The organism is Alkalimonas collagenimarina (assembly GCF_030717845.1).
GTDB classification, from domain to species: Bacteria; Pseudomonadota; Gammaproteobacteria; order Enterobacterales; family Alteromonadaceae; genus Alkalimonas; species Alkalimonas collagenimarina.
The window spans coordinates 58,390-82,339 of sequence record NZ_JAUZVZ010000007.1; the positions used below are offsets into that span (position 1 = coordinate 58,390).

Below are 23,950 nucleotides of genomic sequence, written 5' to 3' on the forward strand. Positions count from 1 at the left end.
TCTCCTGGTTAGATAACGGACTGAGTGATAACGACGACTGCCATTATGGCTAAAAAGACGGCAAAACCCCGCTGTAACTTTTCTTTGGGTAAGCGCCGACCAATCCAGGCACCTAAATAACTGCCCGCGATACCTGCCACGACCATCAGGCCGATAGCTGCCCAGTCAAAGCTTAGACCCTGACTACTAAATACAGCATAGTAGGTGGCAAAGCCAACAAAGGACTTTAATGCAATAATCACCAGACTGGTGGCCACCCCCAGGACGATAGGTAAGCCACCCATCAGTACCAGAGCTGGCACGATGAGAAAGCCCCCACCCACACCAACAAAACCGGTGACAGCGCCGACAATCAAACCATCAGCCAACACTTTTAATTTGTTAAAGGCTAACTGGTTGGCCGTATCTTTTAATTGGCTGCGCCACATAAAAACCGCGGCAACCAGCATCAGCACTGCAAATGCCAATAACTGCCAACGGCTATGCACCAAGGTGCCACCCCAGGCACCAAGATAGGTCCCCAACATGCCAGGGATACCAAACCAAAAAACATGGCGCCAGCTTATGAGTCGTTTTAAGCCATTATGAAAAGAGCCAAAAGCACTGATGGCGGCAACAATAAATAGTGATGAGGCAATAGCCATTTCTGCCGGCATGCCTAACAGATACAATAGAACCGGAACGGTCAGGATAGAGCCGCCTGAACCAAACAAGCCTAAACTCAGGCCAATAATTATAGCGCCCAATAGTGCTAACATAACTTATATATTCCTAAAAAGAATATGCATATAACTGAATTGCATTTTAGGGCTTTGTTAGGTATTATGCAATCAATATTTAGTAAAATCTAATTTAAAGGGGTGCTCACATGGCTGTACTTAAGCAACCAATTCATATAGAAATGTTTTTTGATAATGACAGCAATACGTTTAGTTATTTAGTCGTTGATACGGCCACCCAACAGGCGGCCATAATCGATCCGGTATTGGACTATGATGCCGCCGCTGGCGCCGTCAGTACTGAGGGTGCTGATGCTATTCTGGCTTTTATTGATCAGCATCAGCTTAGCTTGGCATGGATCCTTGAAACCCATGCTCATGCCGATCATTTATCGGCCGCGCACTATATCAAGCTGAAAACCGGTGCTCCTATTGCGATTGGTGAAGGCATCCGTAAAGTGCAGCAAACCTTTAAAGTCATTTTCAATATTGCCGATCAGGAGTTGACTGCCAAAGGCGATTATTTTGATCATCTGTTTGCCAATAACGAGCACTTTCAGGTTGGGAGTTTAGCCGCTGAGGTGATCAACACTCCGGGGCATACCAATGATAGTGTCAGTTATCTGATTGCCGGACATCTATTTGTCGGCGACTCACTATTTATGCCGGATGCCGGCACCGCTCGTTGCGATTTCCCCGGTGGAGATGCAGCCTTGTTGTTTCAATCAATCCAGCGCTTGTATCAGCTACCGGATGAGACACCAATGTACATGTGCCATGATTATCAACCCAATGGCCGTGAGCTGCGTTATCTCACCTCGGTTGGCGAGCAGAAGCAGCAAAATATTCATGTGCGTGCCGATTCTGCCTCAGAAGATTTTGTGCAAAAGCGAACAGCACGCGATCAAACGCTGAGTGTACCTAAACTGATTTACCCGGCGGTACAGGTTAATATCCGAGGTGGCCAGCTGCCTGCCGCAGAAGACAATGGCAGCCGTTATATCAAAGTGCCATTAAAAAGCAGCTTCTGCTTGTGAGCGTTTGCTAAGTTGGTGCTGATTAAAAGTTATCAACTCAAACAACTGGCGCCTCAAGGATGGGGCGGTATGCCAAAAACATAATGACAAACATGATAATGGCAATAACAGTCAAATAAACTAAGTCGCTTAATTTTCTTGTGCCAGAAGTTATGTGCCGAGTACGGACGAACAAATAGATAAGTGTACTGCATAGAGCTACAACCGAAAACCATGGGCGTAATAGACTATCTAAAATAAATGAATTCATTAGTGGTGTTTCTGCACCAAATATATCGCTACTAAGTGTTTGTAAACTCCCCCTGGTAAACGGCAACACCAGCAGGACACAAGAGAGAAACACTGCACTGACCCTAGCAAGGAAGAGCATAACTCTTCCTAAAAACCGGGTTAAAGGAAAGGATTTTTTCATTTGCATTAACTTATGTCAGTGCTTAGTGAGCTATATATCTTGCTCTACCGCGGACTTTTGTTGAGGCGATTTGCCCACCAATCACAGGTATATTTTTTCTTTCAACTACAGTTTGTGCTCTACCTGCATCGTCAATTAATGAAATTGTTAAATCAGCTCTGCCAGAGCCCAGAACTGTACCACTAACTTCGATATCAATATGCTTACCTGTCATATTTGTTAATGAAAAGGCCTGAAACTCCTCAATGTTCAAATTGATAGGCTTTGTTTGGAGTGTCCCATAAATTATAGTTGCATTGTCGCCACCAATTGAAGGCAGGTTTGCAATACCATATGTTTTGAATGGCTTATTTGGCCCATATTTAACTTGAATGTATGAACCAGAAATCAAATTCACTCCAAATCCAGTTTTCGGAATGCCAAGGCCTAAGCTATCTAATTTAACAATCATTTCCATGAGATGTGATTTTCCTTTATTCAAGTTACTAAATGATTTCATATGTTGCATTTTGTGTCAACTAACATATGATGAATTTTGAATTCAAATAAATTGGGAACTATTGAGTTGGGAACAGCGGAAAAAAGTTAATGTTAACTTGTCCTATTGGCGCACTGAATGCACAGGCTGGTATATGGAATCGCTGTCAGCCGCTCCAGTGCAATGATGTCCTGGCAGACTGAGCAGGTTGCATAATCACCTTGCTCCATCCGCTGCAGCGCACGATTGATATGCATCAACTCTTGCTCTGCATTATGTTCGAGCGCATTTAACACGTCATCATTTTCCCTTTCCTGTGCTTGCTCGGACAGATCTGAACTATGCGCTTGACGAAGATCGTGTTGAATCGTTACGACTTGGCGTTCAAGATGTATTTTTCGTTGTAGTAACTCTTGCTTCAACTTTTGCAATGGCATTGGATCACTCCTGTGAATAAGCGCTGATGTAAGTACAAGTGTAGCGCTTTTTTTGTACCGTTGGTTTGATCTGGCACAATGCGGTTTATGATAGTGTGAAGAAGCGGAAAATGTCGGCATGAGAAGTATCGGATACGTCTCATGCCAGAGAGTTCGAGGGCTTTTTTCTCGCTAACCCTCTAAGTTATTGCAGTTTAGAAATAGGCCCGAACGCCCAATGAGATTTGCGTGCCAAACCGCTCCAGATAGGCTACTTGATCTTCCCGATCAATGTAGTGCCAGGCGCGGTTATTGGTGATGTTTGAAGCTTCGGCGAACACCGTGACCTTTTCGTTAATGTCGTAACTTAAGCTGGCATCAAGTTGGCCGTACGAAGCATGCCAGGCTGGTCCGCCCCATGCATCTGGGTTCAGCAGATACTTGCTACGCCAGTTGTAGGCCAGGCGTGCTTGTACACCATACTGCTCATAGTAGACTACGGCGTTGTAGGAGTTTTTCGACATGCCCTGAAAAGGCAGCCCTTGCGCTTTTAGCTCCGGATCATCATAAGTACTATCGACATAGGTGTAGTTAAACAAAAAGCCTAGACCACTAAAGGGCTCTGGCAGTAAGTCTTGCATCGATTGCTGGTAGGCAATTTCATACCCGGTTACGGTGGCGCCATATTCACCACTAACCGGTTCTTGAATGTAGTACTTGATGCCTTCGACCACGCCTGGGTTACCTTCATAGCTGATAAACGATAAAATATCTTTATGAAACACCCCTACATTGATGGCACTGGCTTCAGCGAAGTACCAGCCGATAACAACATCACCTTGTCTGGCTCGCTCTGGAGGCACACTCATGTTACCGCGCGATAATACGGGTAAACCTTGCTCCCGTGTGGTAAAGCTCGGTGCAGCCCAGGGGCGCAAGAAACCCAAGCTGGGTCGGCTAAGTACCTCTGCAGCAGAAGCTCGCAGCTGAATATCATCGGTGAGTTGCATCCTGAAGTTCATGCTGGGCAGTACATTGCTATAACTGCCGCTGTAACCCACATCCACGACCGTGTCTTGCCAGTCATTGTTGATCGGCTCTTCAGTGTCTGGATCCAGCTCTATTAAGCTGAAGTCATACCCGAATCCGTTTGAATCCACGTTAGTTCGGCTGGCGCGTACACCAAGGTTCAGGACATAAGGCATATTCAGCCATTCATGCTCTATATCAAGCTGAACATAGGCTGCGCTGACAGCTTCGGTCACACTGAAGCTATCTTGTTGCACCACACTGGCAACGATACTTTCATTGGCGGCATCTGCATTCAAGCTGCGGTAGTACTCCAGCAGATCATCGTAGTCAAAGCTTGGCCATGGGTTTGGAGTGATGCTGGGCTCGCCTTGCAAGAAGTTATCAAAATTAGCAGGGCGAAATACATTGGCTGGAATTTCAAACAATTCAAAATCACCGCGTTGAAAGACGGTGCTATCATCAAACTCATAGCCACTTTGGGTTAAGTAGTAACCACCGCGGCTAAACTGACCCGGATCGCGTGAGCGGAAACCATTTTGGCCTTTTGTTTGGCGAAGGTAAGTGATGCCGGCATCTACTTTGGTAATCAACCCACTCATCGGCTGGTAGTTGGTCATAAGTTTTAGGTCAGTCACAGTATCGGTGACACCGGTTCCTGAGTTTAAACTGTAGTGAGCCCCATATTGCTGCTCGGCACTAAGTCCCGGATCAATCACTACATCAGGCAACATATGGCCGGTGCTGTAATCAATATCGATGGCGTCGACAAAACCACGAGCAACTATAAAGCGATTATCACCGTTGTTTTTATTTCGGGCTTCTGAGTGGGCGGCATCAGCTGTAATGGTCCACTCATCGTTCAGATAGTAACGAACATTACTACCAATTTGCCAGGTATCGGTTTGGCGCGGAGTTGTTCGATTCAGTAGCTCAACCATCGTTTCTGGCCCGGTCTGACGAACTTTATTGACCCGGCCTAATTCATCAAAACCCGGATCGGTAAAGATGGGCGTGCTAGGAGTCCATGACTCATCGTAATTGACAAAACCAATCTCATAAAAGCTGCCGTCGGTGGTGTAGCGGGAGTACAATGCATCCAGATTGACATCCAGTTTATCGGTGGGTTGCCACTGCAAGGCGAGTGAAGAGCCTACCCGGGTCCGAACATCCTGAGCATTGGCAAAATACATGTACATCGGAATTTGTGAGACAAAGCGTTCATCATCACTAATCACGCCATCATTATTCATATCAATATTGATTAAAGCGTCATCTCCGTCCTCAAAACCGGATGCGCGGTAGGTATCGGCTCGAAGTGTTTTACGCGAATAAACCGCAGAGAAAAGCGCACCAAAACGGCCGTCATCTGAGGTGTCGCCAATGATAAAAGAAGCATGTGGATGAATGTCGCCAGAGCGTGATTCGTGGATCCCTTTCACAGATGCAGCAATGGTACGGCCATCCAGGGCCAATGGTTTGCGGGTTTCAATATTGACAATAGCGCCAATACCACCATCGATCAATCGTGCTTCAGGTGATTTATAGACACTTAATACACTCACCAATTCTGAGGCAATGGTATCGAAGTTAAAGTCTCGTCCAGCTGATTCGGAAGCCAGTTTACGGCCATTTAATGTGGTGGTGTTGTAGCCGCCACTTAAACCGCGTACTGAAATATTTTGTCCCTCGCCGCTGTTACGGGTAATGGTAATGCCTGGAATACGCTGTAGGGCTTCCGCTAGATTTTCATCCGGAAACTTACCAATATCATCGGCAACCACGACATCAATCACACTAGTGGCATGCTGTTTCAAAAATTGAGATTCCGTGATACTGCCCCGGATGCCGGAGACCTGGATTCGTTCTATATCCTCATCACTCGCTGCTGCGTTGTTGTCATTAGCTATGGCGAATGAACTACCAAAGCTGAGTGCACTGGCGATGGCAAGTGCCAGCGGAGTTTTTGTGTGCTTACGTTGTGCCATAAGTTCCCCTGTTATGTCGTTGTGTTTTTATGTCATCCATTGCCGGGGCAATGGAGCCGAACTGGTGCTCAAAACGCAATTTACGAAAGCAAGTGAAAGTAATTTATATTGCGTTAAGTTATTTATAGCTCTTTTTTTGCTCGTTATGCAATAGCGAAAGCTAAAAAAAATAGTGCTTGCTTTTTGTTTTTGGGGCTGGTATTTCTAATAGGCATTGGCTGGTCGCGGTGTTTTCAATGCGAAAGAAGCATTTCACTTTCGTAAGCATTTGAAAGTATCAACTGGAGTGTTATCGTAGCGATACCTTTAAACATTATGTATTTGGTTGATATGAGTGAATTAAATACCATTGAGCGGCAGCAAGAGATTGTTCGCTTAACGCAGTTGCAAGGCAAGGTGTCGGTGAAGGACTTATCCAGTCGTTTTGCGGTATCAGAGGTTACCATCCGCAATGACTTAAGTATTTTGGATAGAAAAAAACTGCTGGTCCGTTCTCGTGGTGGTGCCATGATCAATACGCAGTTAGGCCGGGAGTTGTCATTAAAAGAGAAAAGCCACCACCGGTTAGCGCTTAAGCAGCAACTAGGAAGAGAGGCCGCTAAGCTGATCGGTGATGATGAGCAAATTTTACTCGACTCAGGTACTACTACGCAGGAAGTGGCGGCTAATCTGGTCGATCGCAATAATCTGGTGGTGATGACCAATGGTCTGAATATTGCGCTGGAACTGGCTCAGGCTGAGCAGGTGCAGGTGATGTTAACTGGGGGAGTGTTACGGAAAAAGTCGATGTCTTTTTATGGTCATCTGGCTGAAAAGAGCTTGCAGGACTTTCACTTTAACAAACTCATTCTTGGCGTTGATGGCTTCGATTTAAAAACCGGGCTAGCAACTCATTTTGAAAAAGAGGCAATTTTAAATCGCATTATGTGTGAAATTGCCAGCGAAATTATTGTTGTGACGGATTCATCTAAATTTAATGCCAGGGCATTCCACCGTATTTGCCCGATGCAACGCATCCATACGTTAGTGACGGATGATGGTATTCCAGATGAGTATGTTCAGGCATTACAACGGCAAGGTGTGCGCTTACACCTGGTCAAACAGAGCAAATAACAGGAGCTTTACGATGTCCAAACTGAATCGGCGGTCTTTTTTAAAGGCGACTATGGCAACCGCAGCACTGGGCGCAGTGTCTGCATGCAGTACCAGTCAAGCTAGAGGCGCTTACACACCATCAGCCAAAGGTAAATCGGTGATGGGGTTGGTTGCCCCTAAAATGGAGACCGTTCGGGTTGGATTAATCGGCGTTGGTGAACGGGGCGTGGGCTTTGTCCGCCATTTTTGCCATATCGATGGAGCTGTGGTCACCGCAGTGTGCGATACCGACCCGAAGGTACTGGATCGTGCCGCCGATATCGTGACGTCTTTGGGGGGTGAAAAACCAGCCTTGTATGGCGAGCATCCTTACTCTTATCGCGACATGTTGACCCGTGATGATATTGATATCGTTATTATCTCAACACCCTGGGAATGGCATCACCCCATGGCTAAAGACACCATGCTGGCAGGCAAGCATGCCTTTGTTGAAGTGCCGCTGGCATTGACGGTTGCTGAAATGTGGGATTTGGTCGATACCTCAGAAAAAACTCAGCTGAACTGCATGATGATGGAAAATGTCAACTATGGTCGTGATGAGTTGATGGTGTTGAACATGGTTCGACAGGGTTTATTTGGCGAGCTGTTGCATGCAGAAGCTGCTTACATCCACGAGCTACGTTTTCAAATGAAGCAAATGGATCGCAAAACCGGCTCATGGCGCACCCATTACCATACCACCCACAATGGCAATATCTACCCGACCCATGGCTTGGGGCCAGTATCGCAATACATGAATATCAATCGTGGTGATCGCTTCGATTACCTGACCTCTATGAGCTCTCCGGCTCTGGGGCGTGCCGCCTACGCCAAACGTGAGTTTCCTGCAGATCACCCACGCAATCAGTTGAATTACACCCATGGCGATATGAATACCAGCATCATCAAAACGGTCAAGGGACGGACCATTATGGTGCAGCATGATACCACTACGCCTCGGCCATACAGCCGGCATAATTTAATCCAGGGGACCAACGGTGTCTTTGCTGGCTTCCCAAATCGAATTGCGCTTGAGCATGGCGGGAGTAAAGACTTCCATCATTGGGACTACGATATGGAAAACTGGTATCAAAAGTATGATCACCCACTCTGGGCGCGAATGGGCCGCGAAGCTGAGAAGCAGGGCGGGCATGGTGGTATGGATTTCCTGATGTGCTGGCGGATGATCTATTGTTTGCGTAATGGCGAGCCGTTGGATCAAGATGTCTATGATGGTGCCGCCTGGTCGGTCGTACTGCCATTATCCATCGCTTCGGTGGCCGATCGCGGTAACTCTCAAGATGTACCTGATTTCACCCGCGGTGCCTGGGAAACTGGCACTCCACTTGGCATCATTAGTTAGTTCTCTATGCCAGTAATATGAGCTATCCATTGTTTTAGCGCCCTTTGCCGGGGCCCGCTGCTCCGGCTTTTTTCTTTCCTTCGAGTATTAAGAGGATGTCATGCAACAGTTACGCTTGCGTCTTGCTGCCAATAAATCGGGTCAGCAGCAGGGGATTTATTCGGTCTGTTCGGCTCACCCATTGGTCATTAAAGCTGCACTGCGTCAGGCAAAACAAGACCAAAGCCAGCTATTGATTGAAGCAACCGCTAATCAGGTCAACCAATTCGGTGGATACACTGGTATGAAGCCAGCTGATTTTATCGCTTTTGTTACTGAGCTGGCTGCTGAGGAAGGGGTAGATTCTGACCAGTTGTTGTTTGGTGGTGATCATCTCGGACCTGTCTGCTGGCAAAGTGAATCAGCTGAGCAAGCCATGCAAAAATCGGAGGAGCTGATTGCTTCTTATGTTTCTGCTGGTTTTAGCAAGATCCATCTTGATACCAGTATGGGCTGTTCGGACGATCCAACCGTCTTGCCGGATGAGGTGGTTGCTAAGCGTGCGGCCCGTTTGTGTCAGGTTGCGGAGCGAACGGCTGCGCAGCATGGTTTTGCCGGTCAGTTGTTGTATGTGGTGGGTACCGAAGTGCCACCACCGGGTGGGGTGTCAGAGCTGGAAACCAGCTTGCAGGTGACCTCAGTGGACGATGTTGCCACAACGATTGCTGTGCATCGAGAAGCGTTTAGTCAACAGGGGTTATCGGACGATGTATGGTCTCGGGTGATTGCTGTGGTGGTTCAACCTGGTGTGGAATTTGATAATGATGCAGTACACCCCTTTCAACCTGAGCACGCCAGAGAGCTGAGCCACTTTATTCAGCAAGAGTATGGGCTGGTTTATGAAGCGCACTCGACCGACTACCAGACAGATTCCGCTTACATAGATTTAGTTCGGGGACACTTCGCTATCTTAAAAGTCGGGCCACAATTAACCTTTGCTCTGCGCGAAGCCTTGTTTGCGCTGGCTCATATTGAGCAACAGCTGGTTCCTGCTGAGCAATGCTCCGACTTGATCAATAGATGCCTTGAACAAATGAATAAGCACCCAGTGTACTGGCAACGTTTTTATGTGGCAACTGGGCAGGAGCTGCAGTACCTGCAGTTGTTTAGTTACAGCGATCGCATCCGGTATTACTGGCCACAGCCAGAATTGCAAAGCGCTGTGCAGCAATTATTCAGCAATTTGGCTAGCACCCGGATCCCGCAGCCCTTGTTGCATCAATACTTACCTCAGCAAGCATTGCCGGAACAAGCAGGTGAGTTGCAATGGTCAGCTGAAGATCGGGTGATCCAACATATACAACGGGTGCTCACACGCTATGCTCAAGCATGTGGGTATCAACATGAATTAAGGAGCAACTAACATGACGGCTGCGATAAACGCATGTGAGGCACAGTATCTTGGGGTGACCGAAGCTGAATTAAGCGCCGCTGGCGCTTTGGCAACTGCAAAAGAGATTTCACAACAACCAGCTTTATGGACAGGTTTGCTGGCAGAGTTTGAAGAAAAGGGGGCGGTGCTGCAAGGCTGGCTTTCCACCATTTTGCAACAGGCCAATGTACGAATCATTTTTACAGGGGCTGGAACCTCTGCCTATATTGGTCAGGCGCTGTCGGCTTATGTGCAATCGAGACTAGCGAGCGGTCAGCAGGCACAATCGATAGCAACCACAGATTTGGTCAGCCACCCTGAACTCTATTTGGCGGGTGATGCTCCTGTTCTGCTGATTTCTTATGCGCGCTCTGGCAATAGCCCGGAAAGCGTGGCTGCAGCCGATTTGGTGAAACAGCTGCACCCGCGCAGCCATCACTTGGTGATTAGTTGCAACGCAGATGGCGAGCTGGCACAAATGGCACAACAGGATAAGCAAGCACGACTTTGGCTGATGCCTGATGGTTCACATGATCAAAGCTTTGCCATGACCAGCAGTTACAGCTGCATGATGCTGGCGACTTTGTTGTTATTCGGTGCTCAATCAGAACCGGTTATTCGCATGATTGAACAAAGCACATTGTTACTGCAGCAAAAAGTTTCTGTATTGCGGCAGTGGGCGCAGCAACCCTGTCAGCGCATGGTTTTTCTTGGCTCAGGACCATTGCAAGCGGTAGCGAGGGAGTTGGCATTAAAATATCTTGAGCTGACTGCAGGTAAGCTCACCAGCTTTTATGAGACCTCACTTGGCTTTCGTCATGGGCCAAAATCTTTGGTTGATGCCCACACGCAGATTGTGGTGCTGGATGCGCAGCAGCCCTATAGCCGTCGCTACGATTTAGATTTACATCATGAGTTGTGCCAAGACCAACAGGCTTTATCGGTGCAGCTTTGCTCTGAGTTGTTGGCCGCTGAGAAGATGCCCGATGAGGATATCTGGTTATGTTTTCCGTATGCTATCTGTGGTCAGGCATTGGCTTTTTACAAAGCGATTGAATTGCAGGTATCACCGGATAACCCGTGTCCTTCTGGCATGGTCAACCGGGTGGTGCAGGGCGTTCATATTTACCCCCTACTGACGAAATAGGCCAGACACTATGCATTATGGTATCGATATCGGTGGCACCAAAATCGAGCTGGCTATGTTTGATGATGACTTTCAACTGCTGAAGCAATGGCGGGTGGCAACGCCGACCACGGACTACGGCATTTTTTTGCAAGTGCTTGGCCAACAGATTGCTCATGCAGACCAAGTCAGTGGACAGAAAGCAAGCCTTGGAATTGCCTTGCCGGGCATTATGACGGCTGCCGGTCAGGTGGTATCCAGTAATGTGCCTTGTTTAAATGGTAAGTTCGTTGGTGACGATTTGCAGCAGCGTCTGCAGCGACCAGTTGCTTTTGGTAATGATTGCCGTTGTTTTGTGTTATCGGAGGCGGTATTTGGCGCCGGGCGTCCATTTCAGCGGGTGCTTGGTGTGATTATCGGCACCGGCTGTGGTGGTGGGCTCTGTGTCGATGGTGAAATCAAGCAGGGTCGTCAGCAGCTTATTGGTGAGTTCGGTCATCAGAGTGTGGCTGCGCGGGTGCTGCAAAACCATCAGTTGCCGATGTTTCGTTGTGGCTGTGGTTTAGAAGGCTGCGCTGAAGCCTACGTTTCAGGTCGCGGTTTAGAGCGACTGTATCATCATTTTTGTCTACTAAACGATGACCCGTATCGCGGTCAACCGCAAAGCACTTATCAGTGGCTTGAGCAGTTTCGGGCGGGCGATACTGCAGCAAAACAGACCTTTTCTGCCTATATGGATGCATTGGGTGCGGTATTGGCGGCACAGATTCTGGCTTACGATCCAGACGCGATAGTCTTGGGTGGTGGTTTATCCGATATCGCTGAAATCGTTGAGGCGGTGCCCGCAGCCATTACGCCTCATTTGTTTCGTGGTATCGAGCTACCGGTTATCTGTGTGGCTGAATTAGGTGCAGCCAGTGGTAAGCGTGGTGCTGCTTTATTGGGAGCTCATATTCATGTTGGTTAACTTTTATCTTAGCGCCCCACGCGTACTGACTGACACGGGTTGGCAACGTCATGTTTTTGTTCGGATTGAACGGGGTCGTATTACCGCCATAGAGCAGCAGCCGCAAGCAGATCTGCCTGTGCACACCTTGTCGCATGGCAGCTTGATCCCCGGTTTAATTGATGTGCAAGTGAATGGCGGCGGCGGGGTGCTCTTTAATCAACAGCCTACCAGAGAAGCGCTGCGGACTATGTTGCAGGCTCATGCCCGCTTTGGTACCACCGCTATGTTGCCAACAGTGATCACCGATTCTATTGAGGTGATGCAGCAAGCCGCAGACACCATCGCCTCAGCGCTTGCAGAGCAAGAGGCGGGCGTTATCGGTATTCATTTTGAAGGGCCGCATCTATCACTGGCTAAAAAGGGCGTGCATCCCCCTGCGCATATCAGGCAACTTTCGGATGCCGAATGGCAGTTGTATCAGCGACACGATCTCGGTATCAAAGTCGTGACTTTGGCTCCTGAGATGGTGGCGCCTGAATTAATAGCAGAACTGGTGGCTGCAGGCGTACATGTTTGTTTAGGGCACTCTAATGCCGATAGTGCGACCGTCCAGGCGGCTTTAACCGCTGGAGCCACTGGCTTTACCCATTTATACAATGGCATGTCGCCTTTGCAATCACGTGAGCCCGGTATGGTGGGGACCGCCCTGGTCGATGCATCCAGCTGGTGTGGCATTATTTTGGATGGGCACCATGTACACCCATTAGCGGCTTTGTTGGCTTACCAAGCCAAAGCAAAGGGGAAGCTGATGCTGGTGACAGATGCCATGTCGCCGGTGGGTACTGACCAGCAAGAGTTTGCATTTTTTCAGGGCAAAGTAGTGCGGCAGGGAACTCGATTGACGGATCCATCCGGCTCTTTAGCAGGCTCAGTGCTGGATATGATGTCCGCTGTTCGTAATGCGCGGCAACAACTGGGGGTGGCGCTATCAGAAGCCATCGCCATGGCATCGGGGTATCCCGCTGATTTTCTGAACTGTGCCGGGCAACGTGGCAGTCTTGCGCTGGGTAAACAAGCTGATATCGTCTGGTTGGATGATGATGCTGAAGTGCAGGGCAGTTGGGTTCAAGGGCAACCCTTTTATGTTAATACGAACTATACAGGTGATGCATGACAGTACAAGCAGTAAGTACGCGCAGTAGTTTTTTTCCTATGCTACTGATTGGTATATTGTTCTTTGTATTTGGTTTTGTCACGTGGCTCAATGGTGCCTTGATCCCTTTTTTGCGGATCGTTTGCGAACTGAATGAATTTCAGGCCTTACTGGTTGCGTTTGCTTTCTACATTGCTTATGTCGTAACGGCACTCCCCATGTCGACCTTGCTAAATCGTGTTGGTTATCGCCACGGTATGGTGATTGGCTTAGGTATTATGGTGCTTGGATCCTTGATGTTCATACCTGCGGCCCAGAGCGCGCATTATGCGTTCTTTTTGCTCGCACTCTTTGTCTTAGGTACCGGTTTAACCATTTTACAAACTGCAGCGAACCCCTACATTGTCTGTATTGGGCCCCGCGAGAGCGCGGCTATGCGGATCAGTATCATGGGGATTGTAAATAAAGGGGCTGGTTTTATTGTGCCCCTGATTTTTGCCGCATGGATCCTAACTGGTATGGATCAATTTAGTGATGAGGCATTGGCACTTTTAAGCCCAGCAGAACGTGCAGTGCAGTTAAATGAACTGTCCAATCGTTTGGTGGTGCCTTATTTGTACATGGCAGGTGCATTGTTGGCTTTGATGGCGTTTGTGTATTTTTCTCGCTTGCCTGAGCCAGATTTGCACGAGGCTGGAGTGAGCGAGGTTGACTCCGGCAGCAACGATTGGAAAGCCATTTGGCAGCATCCTCAGTTGGTGTTGGGGGTTATTGCTTTGTTTGTCTATGTCGGCGTAGAAGTCATCGCTGGAGATAGCATTGGTCTGTATGGTCAGGGTGTGGGAGTGCCTCATTTTGGCATACTGACATCCTACACCATGGCGTTTATGGTACTTGGTTATGTATTGGGCGTTCTGTTGATTCCGCGTTATTTGTCTCAAGAGCATGCCCTGCAGGGATCCGCCTTAGTTGGGGTGGTGTTTACGCTCGGTATTCTGTTTTCATCGACGGATAGCACGTCGTTATCAGTCATCCTGTTGGGTTGGCTTGGGGTTCCGCCGGTGCCTGATTCAGTGTTGTTTTTGGCCTTACTCGGTTTTGCCAATGCGTTAGTCTGGCCTGCAGTATGGCCGCTTGCTTTGCATGGCCTTGGACGTTTGACTGCCACTGGCTCCGCATTATTGATCATGGGTATTGCCGGTGGGGCATTATTACCCTTAGTGTATGGCTATTTAGCCCACAGCAGTGGTAACAGTCAGTCTGCTTATTGGATGCTACTGCCTTGTTATGGTTTCATTTTCTTTTATGCCATCAAAGGACACAAGATTAAATCATGGAAGTAAGCTATTGAGAAATCAATGCTTTGATTTTCACCCATACGTATGATTGCGACTATACTAACGAGTAAATAACTCCTTGGATAGTCGCTTGATTGTAGCTTATACCTCACTTGCCCAGTATTGGTCGTTCAGTTGGCGTCAACTGTGGTTTTTCAGTTACATCTGCTCAGTTGGTCTTATTGCCAACCTTTTGGCTCTGGACTTGCCCTACGTAGCGCCACTGCTTTTAGGCAATACCGCGTTTCTGGTGATCCTGCTGCGATTAGGACCCTTCTGGGGAGTGGCCAGTTTGGCACTGGTCACGCTGCCTTGCTGGGGCTCAGGCTATATGTGGCTCAGCGTTGCTGAATTCAGCTTGATCATGCTTGGTTGGTGGCTGGGCTTTCGACACATCAAACTTCTATTTTTCATCTGCTGGGGTACTCTCGCTCCATTTTTATTGCTCTATTATGGCATTTGGTTGCAAATGAGCCCGGCTCAGGTCTTGCTGAATGTTTTGGTGCTCGTCAGTACGGGAGCCTTGACCTTGATTGGAGCGCAATTGATTTTGAATGTAGTGGTAAGTTCAAAGCAGCAACAGCGGCAGCATCTGGCAGAGCAACTTGCGGGCCGGATCACGGTCTTTTCTGCAGCTCCAACATTGGTATTGATCTCAGCCGCTTTGCATGTGTTTGTTGGCATGGACTTAGCCCGCCATCACAATCAACTCATTCGTTTCGAAGAGCGGTTTTCTGCTCATAGTTCTCAGCAATTATTGCGCTATCGAGATACGTTGCAGCAACTGGCCTGGAGTTATCAGCAGCAACCAGATGCTGAGTTGCTTCAGCATGTGCTCTGGTTACAGCCTCATTTTATTTCTGCTGCAGTCACGGACGCATCTGGCGATGTGCTGGATTATCGTTTGCGTGGGGAGTCGCGTCAGATCAGTGGCGTCAATGTAGCCGACCGGCCTTATTTTCAGCAGTTGCAACTGAAACCTGCAGGGACTTTTGTCAGTGATGTATTTCAGGGGCGGGGTATAGGCGAAAACTTATTGTTTGCTGTAAGTGCACCGCTGTTAAATGAACAGCAAGAGTTTGCAGGTATTGTACAGGCTTCTGTCATGTTGTCGTCCGTTGTTGATCTGCAACCAGAGATGATACCCGATCGTATTTGGGCGGTGTTGCTCGATAATCAGGACCATCAAGTCTGGGCTACACCACCATCGGATAGTTTTGGTCGATGGCTCGATATATCTGTGGCTGATTACATAGCCGGTGAAACGGTATTTAACCGCTCTTGGTTGACACCGATCGATGCGATTCCTCTGAATCAGCTCGGCTCTGCTATTTTGCGACACTATCAGACGGATGAAGGCTGGTTGATGATTTTGCGCTATCATCTCGACACTCATTTAATGATTTACAATGGTCTCACACTGCTCGTGATTGGACTGGCTATGTTGGCGTTGTGGTTGTTGAATCAGTCAGCCTATCGTTTTGTCCGCTTTTTCATTCAGCCACTGCAGCAACTCATTGAGTCGATGAAGCGGTTTGAACTGCAATCTGAAGCACCTTATTGCGATATTTCACAAAAAGCGACTGCCATTGAGTTTCAGCAACTGGTTGATGAATACAATGCTATGGCGTTACGTTTGCATCAGGCTGGCTATACCTTGGAGGAGCTCAATGCTAGTCTGGAAAGTCGAGTGAAAAGCCGCACCGAAGAGCTGGCTGCTGAGCGTGACAGGGCGACGGAGTTAGCTGGAGTCAAGTCTCGCTTTTTGGCCACCATGAGCCACGAACTTCGTACTCCATTGACGGCGATCATTGGATACAGCGAACAGTTGCTTCAGCAAGCAAGACTGAACGAAACAAAGTGGACGAACACAGAGCTTGAGCAAATCAATACAATCCTTCGTAATAGTATGTATTTATTGGATCTGGTGAACGACATTCTTGATGCAGCAAAATTGGATGAAGGTAAAATGGCCGTCGGGCTTGAGCCAGTCGCTATAACGGCTATGCTGCAGGAAGTTTGCCGTGATATGCAAAAGCAAGCCGAGCTCAAACAGCTCTCGCTTTCGTTGCAGTTGGATGATGCTTTACCCGATCGTGTACTCACCGATCCATTACGGTTACGTCAGATCATGCTTAACTTGCTTGGTAATGCCATCAAGTTTACCGAGCAAGGCGGTATTGAGGTGCTGGTGTCGTTAACCTCAACACATCGGATGCAAATTAGCGTGATAGATACTGGTATTGGTATGAGCCTGGAGCAGCTCGAAACCGTATTTAGCGCTTTTGAACAAGCCGATGGCAGCACCAGCCGGCAATATGGCGGCACGGGTCTTGGCTTGCATATTAGTTACCAGCTGGCGGAGTTGTTGCAAGGGGAGTTATCAGTCAGCAGTGTTATGGGTGAAGGCAGTCGCTTTATTTTAGAGTTGCCTGTCATTGAGCCTGACTCCGCCGAGCGGAGCCAGGTTCAGGATGTGCTTGATGCTGATGTTCTTCCGACATTGATAGGTAAGTTACTGGTGGTTGATGATGTTCCTGACATTCGACGCTTGGTGGTTGGGCTCATGGAACTGACTGGTCTGACTATTATTGAAGCTGAGAACGGCCAGCAGGCTTTAGAACAATGTCAGGCACATGAGGTTGATCTGGTGTTGATGGATATGAATATGCCGGTGATGGATGGTATGGAAGCAACGCGTCAGCTTCGTGCTAGCGGGTTTGATGCTCCTATTGTGGCATTAACGGCCGATGTACTACCGGAGGATAAAGCCGTTTTTTTACAGGCTGGCTGTAGTGAGGTGCTGACCAAGCCCATTCGTCGATCTCATCTATACCAAACGGTGCAGAGGTTATTAGCAGAGAGTCAACAGTCTGGCCCGGCTAGCACGGCTGAGGTGGCGGCAACCATGTCTTCGACAGCCATGATCACTCAACTACGGCAGCAGTATATTGCCCAACTGCCTGCACAATACCAGCAACTTACGGATTTTCTCAAAGCAGAAGAGCGAAGAGCAGCATTGGACTTACTGCACAAAATCAAAGGCACAGCGGGCAGCTTTGGTCTGGACTCCATTTCGCAGCAAGCAGCAAGTATAGAGCATAAGCTCAAAGCCGATGCCGAGATAGATCCTGAGATGCTGGCTGTGCTCGAAGAACAGATTGCTGCAGCTCAATCCACGTGATCATTTGAACCTGAATGCATACATAAATGCCGCTCAGTTTCCTGAGCGGCATGCTATCTATCTTTCATGGCAGTTAGAACGAAACTGTCAGTGGCTCTGTACACTGTCCTGTTGCATCTGCACAAAGCGTATAGGTGGCGCTTGATGCATTGGTTTTAAATTGATCATTGTACCGGCCTGGTCGACTTAACGTGGTGACTGGGCTTTCATCACGGTACAAGGTTAAGCCTGTCTGCTGACTGCTCCAGCGAAGTTGCACTAAGGTCGCTCCTGAACGCCCTTGGTTGACCCGGATCAGCTCCAGAGTAGCTTCCAGTGGTGGCTGAGCTGTTGTCAGCTGCAGAGCAATCAGCAAGGGATCGTGATCCGAGGTACGGAATGGATCTGCCTGGTAGAAGTTGTCTGGTTTTTCCAAACCACCAGGCAGTGGCCCCTCGCTGTAGTTAAAGGCAGGAATTTCATCCGAGTTGATGAACCAGGATGATGCTTGCAACACTTTTGCGGCTAAGCTTGGGCTGGCAAAGGCGTGGTCCAGGCTACCAGACTCGCCCATAAAGGTGTAGCTGTACACACGGTAATCATCATCGTTGCTCTGTACTGCCAGATTCACATAGCCAGCTGCTTCCATCGCTGCTAATGGATCTTCTTTGGCATAGGCGTTAAAGTCGCCCAGTATCATGATATCGCTGTTACCAGAGTTGGTTGGATCACTCTCTAACCAACGCAACATCGCCTCGGCTGATTTGGTGCGCCAGTCATTCCAACAGCCCTGGCCATCGCCTTGGTCGGCATTGACACCACTGGCATTGCCACACGACTTAGCTCGTAAATGCACTGCAATAGTCGTAAACACCGCGCCTTGTTCTGTTACAAAGCTTTGTGCCAGAGCTGGTCGCTGACGAGACGTATCAAAGTCAGGGTCAACACTGGAGTCCAGTACAGCAAAATCACCATGCAGGTTTACCTGACTGTTACGGTAAATGAAAGCTGGTTTAATGGCATCGGTTCCAAGCCATCCGGTGACTACATAGCTCCAATCGTTGGCATTGCCAGCATCGTTCAGTGCGGTCACCAGCTGCTGTAGCGTGGAGTCATCGGCATCGTTTTCAATTTCAATCAATGCCAGCACATCGGCATCCAGTGCCAAAATGGCCGGCACCAGTTTATCCAATTGACGTACCAACTCCTGCTCTGAACGGGCACCACGACAGCCGAGCTCATTAGGACCACAGCTATTGCCTGGTAGATCGAAAGTGGTAAACAAATTTTCGACATTAAAAGTAGCTACCTTGATATCACCATGCTCATCCAGATGTGGAGAGTCCGTTCTTGGGTTGCTGCTGGTGATAAATTGTGGTGTCTCTACATGGCGAATACGATAAGTGCCAAAGGCATAGCTCATCACGCCTCCCAAACCAGCTTGCAATACGTAGCCATTGCGGATTGGATTGGATGCTGAAATTTCGGAAACACCGTCTTCACCGATGATAAACGGCTGGCGATTGACGCCGGTCAGGCCGTTATCAATAATAATACGATTTAGTCGGTTGCTGGCCATCATCGCCTGTGCTTCAGCTCCTGGTGCCACCACCTGGGTTGGATTGTACAAGCGGCCATTGGAGACGGTAAACTCACCAAAGCGAACTGCATTAAAGACATCGGTTACGGTTAAATCATCGGCTGTCTGTAGCCACATACCAGCGATGGCTTCGAGCTCTGCGAAGTTGCCTGCTGGTAGCTCCAGAGTGGCCGGGCTGACCATATGCAGGCGATTGCTATCGCAGACTGCCAGTTCATTCACACTGGACAGTTGCGTTTCTTCAAAAAATTCGGCGACAGTGCCGCGTACCCGCACCAAATCACCCGGTTGCACTGGCACACCAAAGCCATTGTCGTAGACAAAAATACCCTCGGATGTGGCAGGGTTGTTGTCCTGATTTTGATCTTTCTCTTGCAGATAAAAGCCCCCTAAACCACCGTTGTCGGTTTGTTGGAATACCGCAGTGACGACGGCTTGCAATTGCACTTCTGCACCTTGAAGCGGGCTCTGGAAGCCGGAACCTTGTACCTGATGAATACGAGTGACTGGATTGTCACAAGCAAAAGGGGCTGATTCAATCGGATTTTCTGCGGTGAGTTGAAGCGCAGAAAGGCGCCAGGTACTGCAGTTGCCGCTGTCAAACTGATAGCGAAGTGCCAGATGCACCTGACCGTTCAAAGCCGCCAGTTGCTCAAAGCCATCAAAACGCACCGGTACATTGTTACTATTAAAATCATCAGGGCTGATGCTAGTTAACAACACCCAGTCAGCAGGATTTAAACCTGCACCATCAAATTGAGTGGAGTAGTAAATATCCAGATTGTTTACTCCGGCAAAGCCGCGTGCAATATCGACAGCCAGTCGCTCATCAGTTTGGTTATCGACATCAAAGGCTGGTGAGACCAGCCAGCTGTCATTGGCACTGCAGCTGCCATCGACAAAACCAGAAAAGCTGACGTTGTTAAAGCCACCATCCCATTCCCATTGCTGCTCACCCTGAAGGCTCCACTGCTGCCAACCTTTTTCAAATGGGTTGCTGGCAAAGTCGCGTTGGTACATCGTAATGCGATCGGCATCGGCACTGAGTACGCCAGTGATTAACAGATTATCAAAGCGGTTATTGCCAGTAGCATTGCTGGCGCCATCCAGCGTAATGCGAAAGTAAACCATATCTTGGTTATTAAGGTCTGATACGCCGGAAAAGTCGTAGCTACGTAGTTGGAAACTACTGCCTAGTGCACCTGAATCGACTGCAAACTCAGTGAAACTCTCGCCGTCGAGCGACCAACTTATGCGACGTTCATTAAAACCGGTAGCGGTGCCACGTTGCGCCCAGCTGAGTTGCAGGTCTTGGTAGCCGGAGCTACTTACGGACAACACGATGGCTGCACCATTATTGCTGGTGGCCGGGCCGCCTTGCACGGACAAGCTGCCACCCGCAGCATAGCCTGGTTGGGCATTGATGGTAGTGCCTGCAAATGACTGAATCGTCAGATAGCTACCAGTGGCAGTCGTATCTTCATTGAAGTCAGATAAGTAAATAACGCCATTTCCGACATCGGGTTGTTGTGGAAAAGAGTCCGGGCTAAAGCCGAAGCTGCCATCTGGCAACTCATTAAAGTTTTGTGACCAGTAGGCGATTGGAGTTTGCGCCCACAAGCCAAAGGTGCAGAGTAAAAGCACCAGTGCGAGTAGTTGTTTCATTATTCGGTATCCGTCTATTCATTATTATACATAAACCATTCATGTAGGGGCGCATGATTGCGCCCATGCCAACACATGAGCCTACAAAAGGACGCAATCATGCGTTCCTACGACCATACATCAATGTATCTATAGCCAAACCGCCTAACACTTTTTCGGTTAGCAAGGGAAAACTATAAGCTTGTTTTGTGTCATTTTCATTAATTTATTTAGCAAATGCTAAGAAAAGAAGGGATACAGGCTTCACCTGTTAACATTTGAAGGAGCTCTGTGCTGGTGACATAAAAAAAACCCGGCTTTTAAACCGGGTTTTCAGGGCGTCACCACGTAATCAAGCGGCGTTTACGTTGTCATTCTCTCGTTGTTCTGCTTCCAGCATGGATTTATCTGCAGCCAGATAATTGAAGTCAAAGTCATCGACATTGATGGTACGTAGACGAGTGACTTCGGCTTGCCGTAGTACACTGGCTTCTTGCTCTGAAATGACATTCAGTTCAAGACCAAGATCAGCCACTTCATTTAAACGGAAGAACGGCAGACGCTTTTTCGCCGCTTGGGTTACTTTATCAAAAATAGGCTCAGCCGCTAATATGTCGCGCAACGCTTGTTCGACCTGACCCAGCGGGTTGTTGTCTTTATCCGCCAGATACAGGTGGTGGCCCAGACGACTCCGTGCCTCGCAGGGGGTTTGCATAATACGGGCAACTTTGTGCTCGGTAATGTCGGATGGACGACGCAGCGTACGACCCCATGGAAACACAACGCGCTTCAATACTACGCCTACCAAACGATTAGGGAAGTTATCAAACAACTCATCCAGAGCATGTTGAGCTTTGGCTAAATTATCTTCACAAGCCCATTGAACCAAAGGTAAGTCCTGCGGTTGACGGCCTTCGTCCTGGTAGCGCTTGAGGACACTCGATGTCAGGTACAGCATACTAAGTATATCGCCCAAACGAGCCGAGATGCGCTCACGACGTTTTAAATCACCACCCAAGGTGCCCATAGCAACATCAGACATCAGCGCTAATGCAGCACTAAAGCGGTTCATTTGTTTGTAATAACGGGCAGTTGCATCACCATATGGTGCATGACTAAAAGCGCCACCAGTGACAGACAACCAGAATGAACGGAAGAAGTTGCTGATGGCAAAGCCAATATGACCAAATAAGGCGTTATCAAATGCTGTCACTGCTGCACGGGTGTCGCTTAGTTGAGCAGCTTGCAATTCAGCAAGGACATAAGGATGGCAGCGAATAGCCCCTTGACCATAGATGATCATGTTGCGAGTTAAAATATTTGCACCTTCTACGGTAATCGCAACGGGAGCACCTTGGTAACCTCGAGCCAAATAATTGCTGGGGCCCATACAGATCCCTTTACCACCGTGCACATCCATCGCATCAATCATCGCCAGACGCATGCGCTCTGTAATATGATACTTGGTAATGGCAGAAATAACCGATGGCTTTTCACCTAAATCAATCGAACCAACCGACATGGTAGTAGACGCGCAGGCCATGTAAGCATAACCGCCGATACGAGCCATAGCTTCTTCAACCCCTTCCATTTTTCCAATCGGGATCTTGAACTGGCGACGAATTCGAGCGTAAGCACCGGTCGACATCGCGGCTGCTTTGATGCCTGCGGTACTATTGGATGGCAAGGTAATGGCACGGCCAACCGACAGACATTCAACCAGCATACGCCAACCTTGTCCTGCCATTTTGGCGCCACCAATGATGTAATCCAATGGCACAAATACATCGGTACCCTGAGTTGGACCATTTTGAAATGGTACATTCAATGGGAAATGGCGACGACCAATCTTCACACCGGGTGTATCGGCTGGGATCAAGGCGCAGGTAATGCCTAAGTCTTCGACATCACCCAATAAATGCTCTGGATCCTGCATTTTAAAGGCTAGGCCAAGGACTGTAGCGATGGGCGCCAGTGTAATGTAGCGTTTATTCCATGTCAGACGCATGCCTAACACTTCTTTGCCTTGCCATTCCCCTTTACAGACGATACCAACATCAGGAATAGAACCAGCATCTGAACCTGCTTCAGGGCTGGTTAGGGCGAAACAAGGCACATCAATACCTTTCGCTAAACGCGGTAGATAGTGTTTCTTTTGCTCATCGGTGCCGTAATGCTGCAATAGCTCCCCCGGACCTAACGAATTAGGCACCCCAACAATGCTGGAAAGTACCATGCTTTTACTGGTGAGTTTTTGCAGTACACACGATTGGGCGTAGGCTGAAAATTCCAGGCCGCCATATTCTTTTTTGATGATCATGGCAAAGAAACCATGGTCTTTTAAGTACTGATACACTTCTGGTGATAAATCAGCACGATCATGGGTGATTTCCCAATCATCAACCATATCCAGTAATGTTTCTACCGGGCCATCCAGGAAGGCTTGTTCTTCCGGGCTCAGTCGGGGGGTTGGGTAATTGTGCAGTTTGTGCCAATCTGGATTGCCGCGAAATAAGTCAGCTTCCCACCATGTAGTACCGGCATCAATGGCCTCTTTTTCGGTGGTGGACATTTCAGGCATGATCTTGCGATACAAACCAAGTAACGGCTGGGTGATCAATTTTTGACGAATAAAAGCAATATTCAGCGGCAGTGCAATGAGCGCAAACAGCACCCAGCTTACCATGCCAACTGGCCCGGCATAACTGCCGGCAAGCAATACCACAGCGATGGCTGCAGTGAATAATGTCAGGCTGGCGCGATGGTATGCCAACACGCCAATCACCAACAACAGTATGAGGCTAAATACAAACCCTTCCATAATTATCTCCTAAGAGGTCTGACCACTATTGGTGTTAGATTATAATCTTCTGTCGTAAGTTGCAAGTGTTTCACTCAATAGCTGTGGACGACAGTTATAAAGCGCTTTACATTTATTTATACGAATGAGTATAGTCGTTTGGCTCAGTTCTGGTGCATGATGGCACCTGA

General features: G+C 48.4%; 15 protein-coding genes. 9 read left to right on the forward strand and 6 right to left on the reverse strand.

Going from position 1 to position 23,950, the window contains the following annotated elements; genetic code table 11:
- Positions 1-8: 8 nt before the first annotated feature.
- Positions 9-758, reverse strand: a complete 750-nt coding sequence (locus Q3O60_RS06365; RefSeq protein ID WP_305893069.1) for a sulfite exporter TauE/SafE family protein — start codon at positions 756-758, stop codon at positions 9-11.
- Positions 759-868: 110 nt separating this feature from the next.
- Between Q3O60_RS06365 and Q3O60_RS06370 the strand changes: the two genes are divergently transcribed.
- Positions 869-1,756, forward strand: coding sequence for an MBL fold metallo-hydrolase (locus Q3O60_RS06370; protein ID WP_305893070.1), 888 nt, complete (start codon positions 869-871; stop codon positions 1,754-1,756).
- 434 nt (positions 1,757-2,190) lie between these two features.
- Here the strand turns inward: Q3O60_RS06370 and Q3O60_RS06375 are convergent, their stop codons facing one another.
- The 3 genes from Q3O60_RS06375 to Q3O60_RS06385 all read right to left on the reverse strand — a co-directional run bounded on the left by Q3O60_RS06375 (position 2,191) and on the right by Q3O60_RS06385 (position 6,079).
- A complete protein-coding gene (locus Q3O60_RS06375; RefSeq protein WP_305893071.1) occupies positions 2,191-2,625 on the reverse strand; it encodes a hypothetical protein in 435 nt (144 codons plus the stop codon).
- A 134-nt stretch (positions 2,626-2,759) separates the two neighbouring features.
- Positions 2,760-3,083: a TraR/DksA family transcriptional regulator gene (locus Q3O60_RS06380; RefSeq protein ID WP_305893072.1), complete on the reverse strand. Its 324-nt coding sequence runs from the start codon at positions 3,081-3,083 to the stop codon at positions 2,760-2,762.
- 194 nt (positions 3,084-3,277) lie between these two features.
- Entirely contained in the window at positions 3,278-6,079 is a 2,802-nt protein-coding gene (locus Q3O60_RS06385) for a TonB-dependent receptor (protein ID WP_305893073.1), read from the reverse strand.
- 330 nt (positions 6,080-6,409) lie between these two features.
- Between Q3O60_RS06385 and agaR the strand changes: the two genes are divergently transcribed.
- The 8 genes from agaR to Q3O60_RS06425 all read left to right on the forward strand — a co-directional run bounded on the left by agaR (position 6,410) and on the right by Q3O60_RS06425 (position 17,736).
- Entirely contained in the window at positions 6,410-7,192 is a 783-nt protein-coding gene (gene agaR, locus Q3O60_RS06390) for a transcriptional repressor AgaR (RefSeq protein ID WP_305893074.1), read from the forward strand.
- A 13-nt stretch (positions 7,193-7,205) separates the two neighbouring features.
- Positions 7,206-8,576 (forward strand): Gfo/Idh/MocA family oxidoreductase, encoded by a 1,371-nt coding sequence (locus Q3O60_RS06395; RefSeq protein WP_305893075.1) that lies wholly within the window; start codon positions 7,206-7,208, stop codon positions 8,574-8,576.
- A gap of 100 nt (positions 8,577-8,676) precedes the next feature.
- On the forward strand, positions 8,677-9,978 hold the full coding sequence (locus tag Q3O60_RS06400) for a D-tagatose-bisphosphate aldolase, class II, non-catalytic subunit (protein WP_305893076.1): 1,302 nt from the start codon (positions 8,677-8,679) through the stop codon (positions 9,976-9,978).
- A gap of 1 nt (position 9,979) precedes the next feature.
- Positions 9,980-11,134: an SIS domain-containing protein gene (locus tag Q3O60_RS06405; RefSeq protein WP_305893077.1), complete on the forward strand. Its 1,155-nt coding sequence runs from the start codon at positions 9,980-9,982 to the stop codon at positions 11,132-11,134.
- A 10-nt stretch (positions 11,135-11,144) separates the two neighbouring features.
- On the forward strand, positions 11,145-12,080 hold the full coding sequence (locus Q3O60_RS06410) for an ROK family protein (RefSeq protein ID WP_305893078.1): 936 nt from the start codon (positions 11,145-11,147) through the stop codon (positions 12,078-12,080).
- A complete protein-coding gene (gene nagA, locus Q3O60_RS06415; protein WP_305893079.1) occupies positions 12,070-13,236 on the forward strand; it encodes an N-acetylglucosamine-6-phosphate deacetylase in 1,167 nt (388 codons plus the stop codon). The genes Q3O60_RS06410 and nagA overlap by 11 nt, the downstream gene beginning before the upstream one ends.
- A complete protein-coding gene (locus Q3O60_RS06420; RefSeq protein WP_305893080.1) occupies positions 13,233-14,558 on the forward strand; it encodes a sugar MFS transporter in 1,326 nt (441 codons plus the stop codon). The genes nagA and Q3O60_RS06420 overlap by 4 nt, the downstream gene beginning before the upstream one ends.
- Positions 14,559-14,643: 85 nt before the next feature.
- Entirely contained in the window at positions 14,644-17,736 is a 3,093-nt protein-coding gene (locus Q3O60_RS06425; RefSeq protein ID WP_305893081.1) for an ATP-binding protein, read from the forward strand.
- 73 nt (positions 17,737-17,809) lie between these two features.
- On the opposite strand, the gene Q3O60_RS06430 is transcribed toward Q3O60_RS06425, so the two are convergent.
- Both Q3O60_RS06430 and fadE read right to left on the reverse strand, forming a co-directional pair.
- Positions 17,810-20,980: an ExeM/NucH family extracellular endonuclease gene (locus Q3O60_RS06430; RefSeq protein WP_305893082.1), complete on the reverse strand. Its 3,171-nt coding sequence runs from the start codon at positions 20,978-20,980 to the stop codon at positions 17,810-17,812.
- A gap of 331 nt (positions 20,981-21,311) precedes the next feature.
- Positions 21,312-23,780, reverse strand: a complete 2,469-nt coding sequence (gene fadE, locus Q3O60_RS06435) for an acyl-CoA dehydrogenase FadE (protein WP_305893083.1) — start codon at positions 23,778-23,780, stop codon at positions 21,312-21,314.
- Between the last annotated feature and the right edge of the window lie 170 nt (positions 23,781-23,950).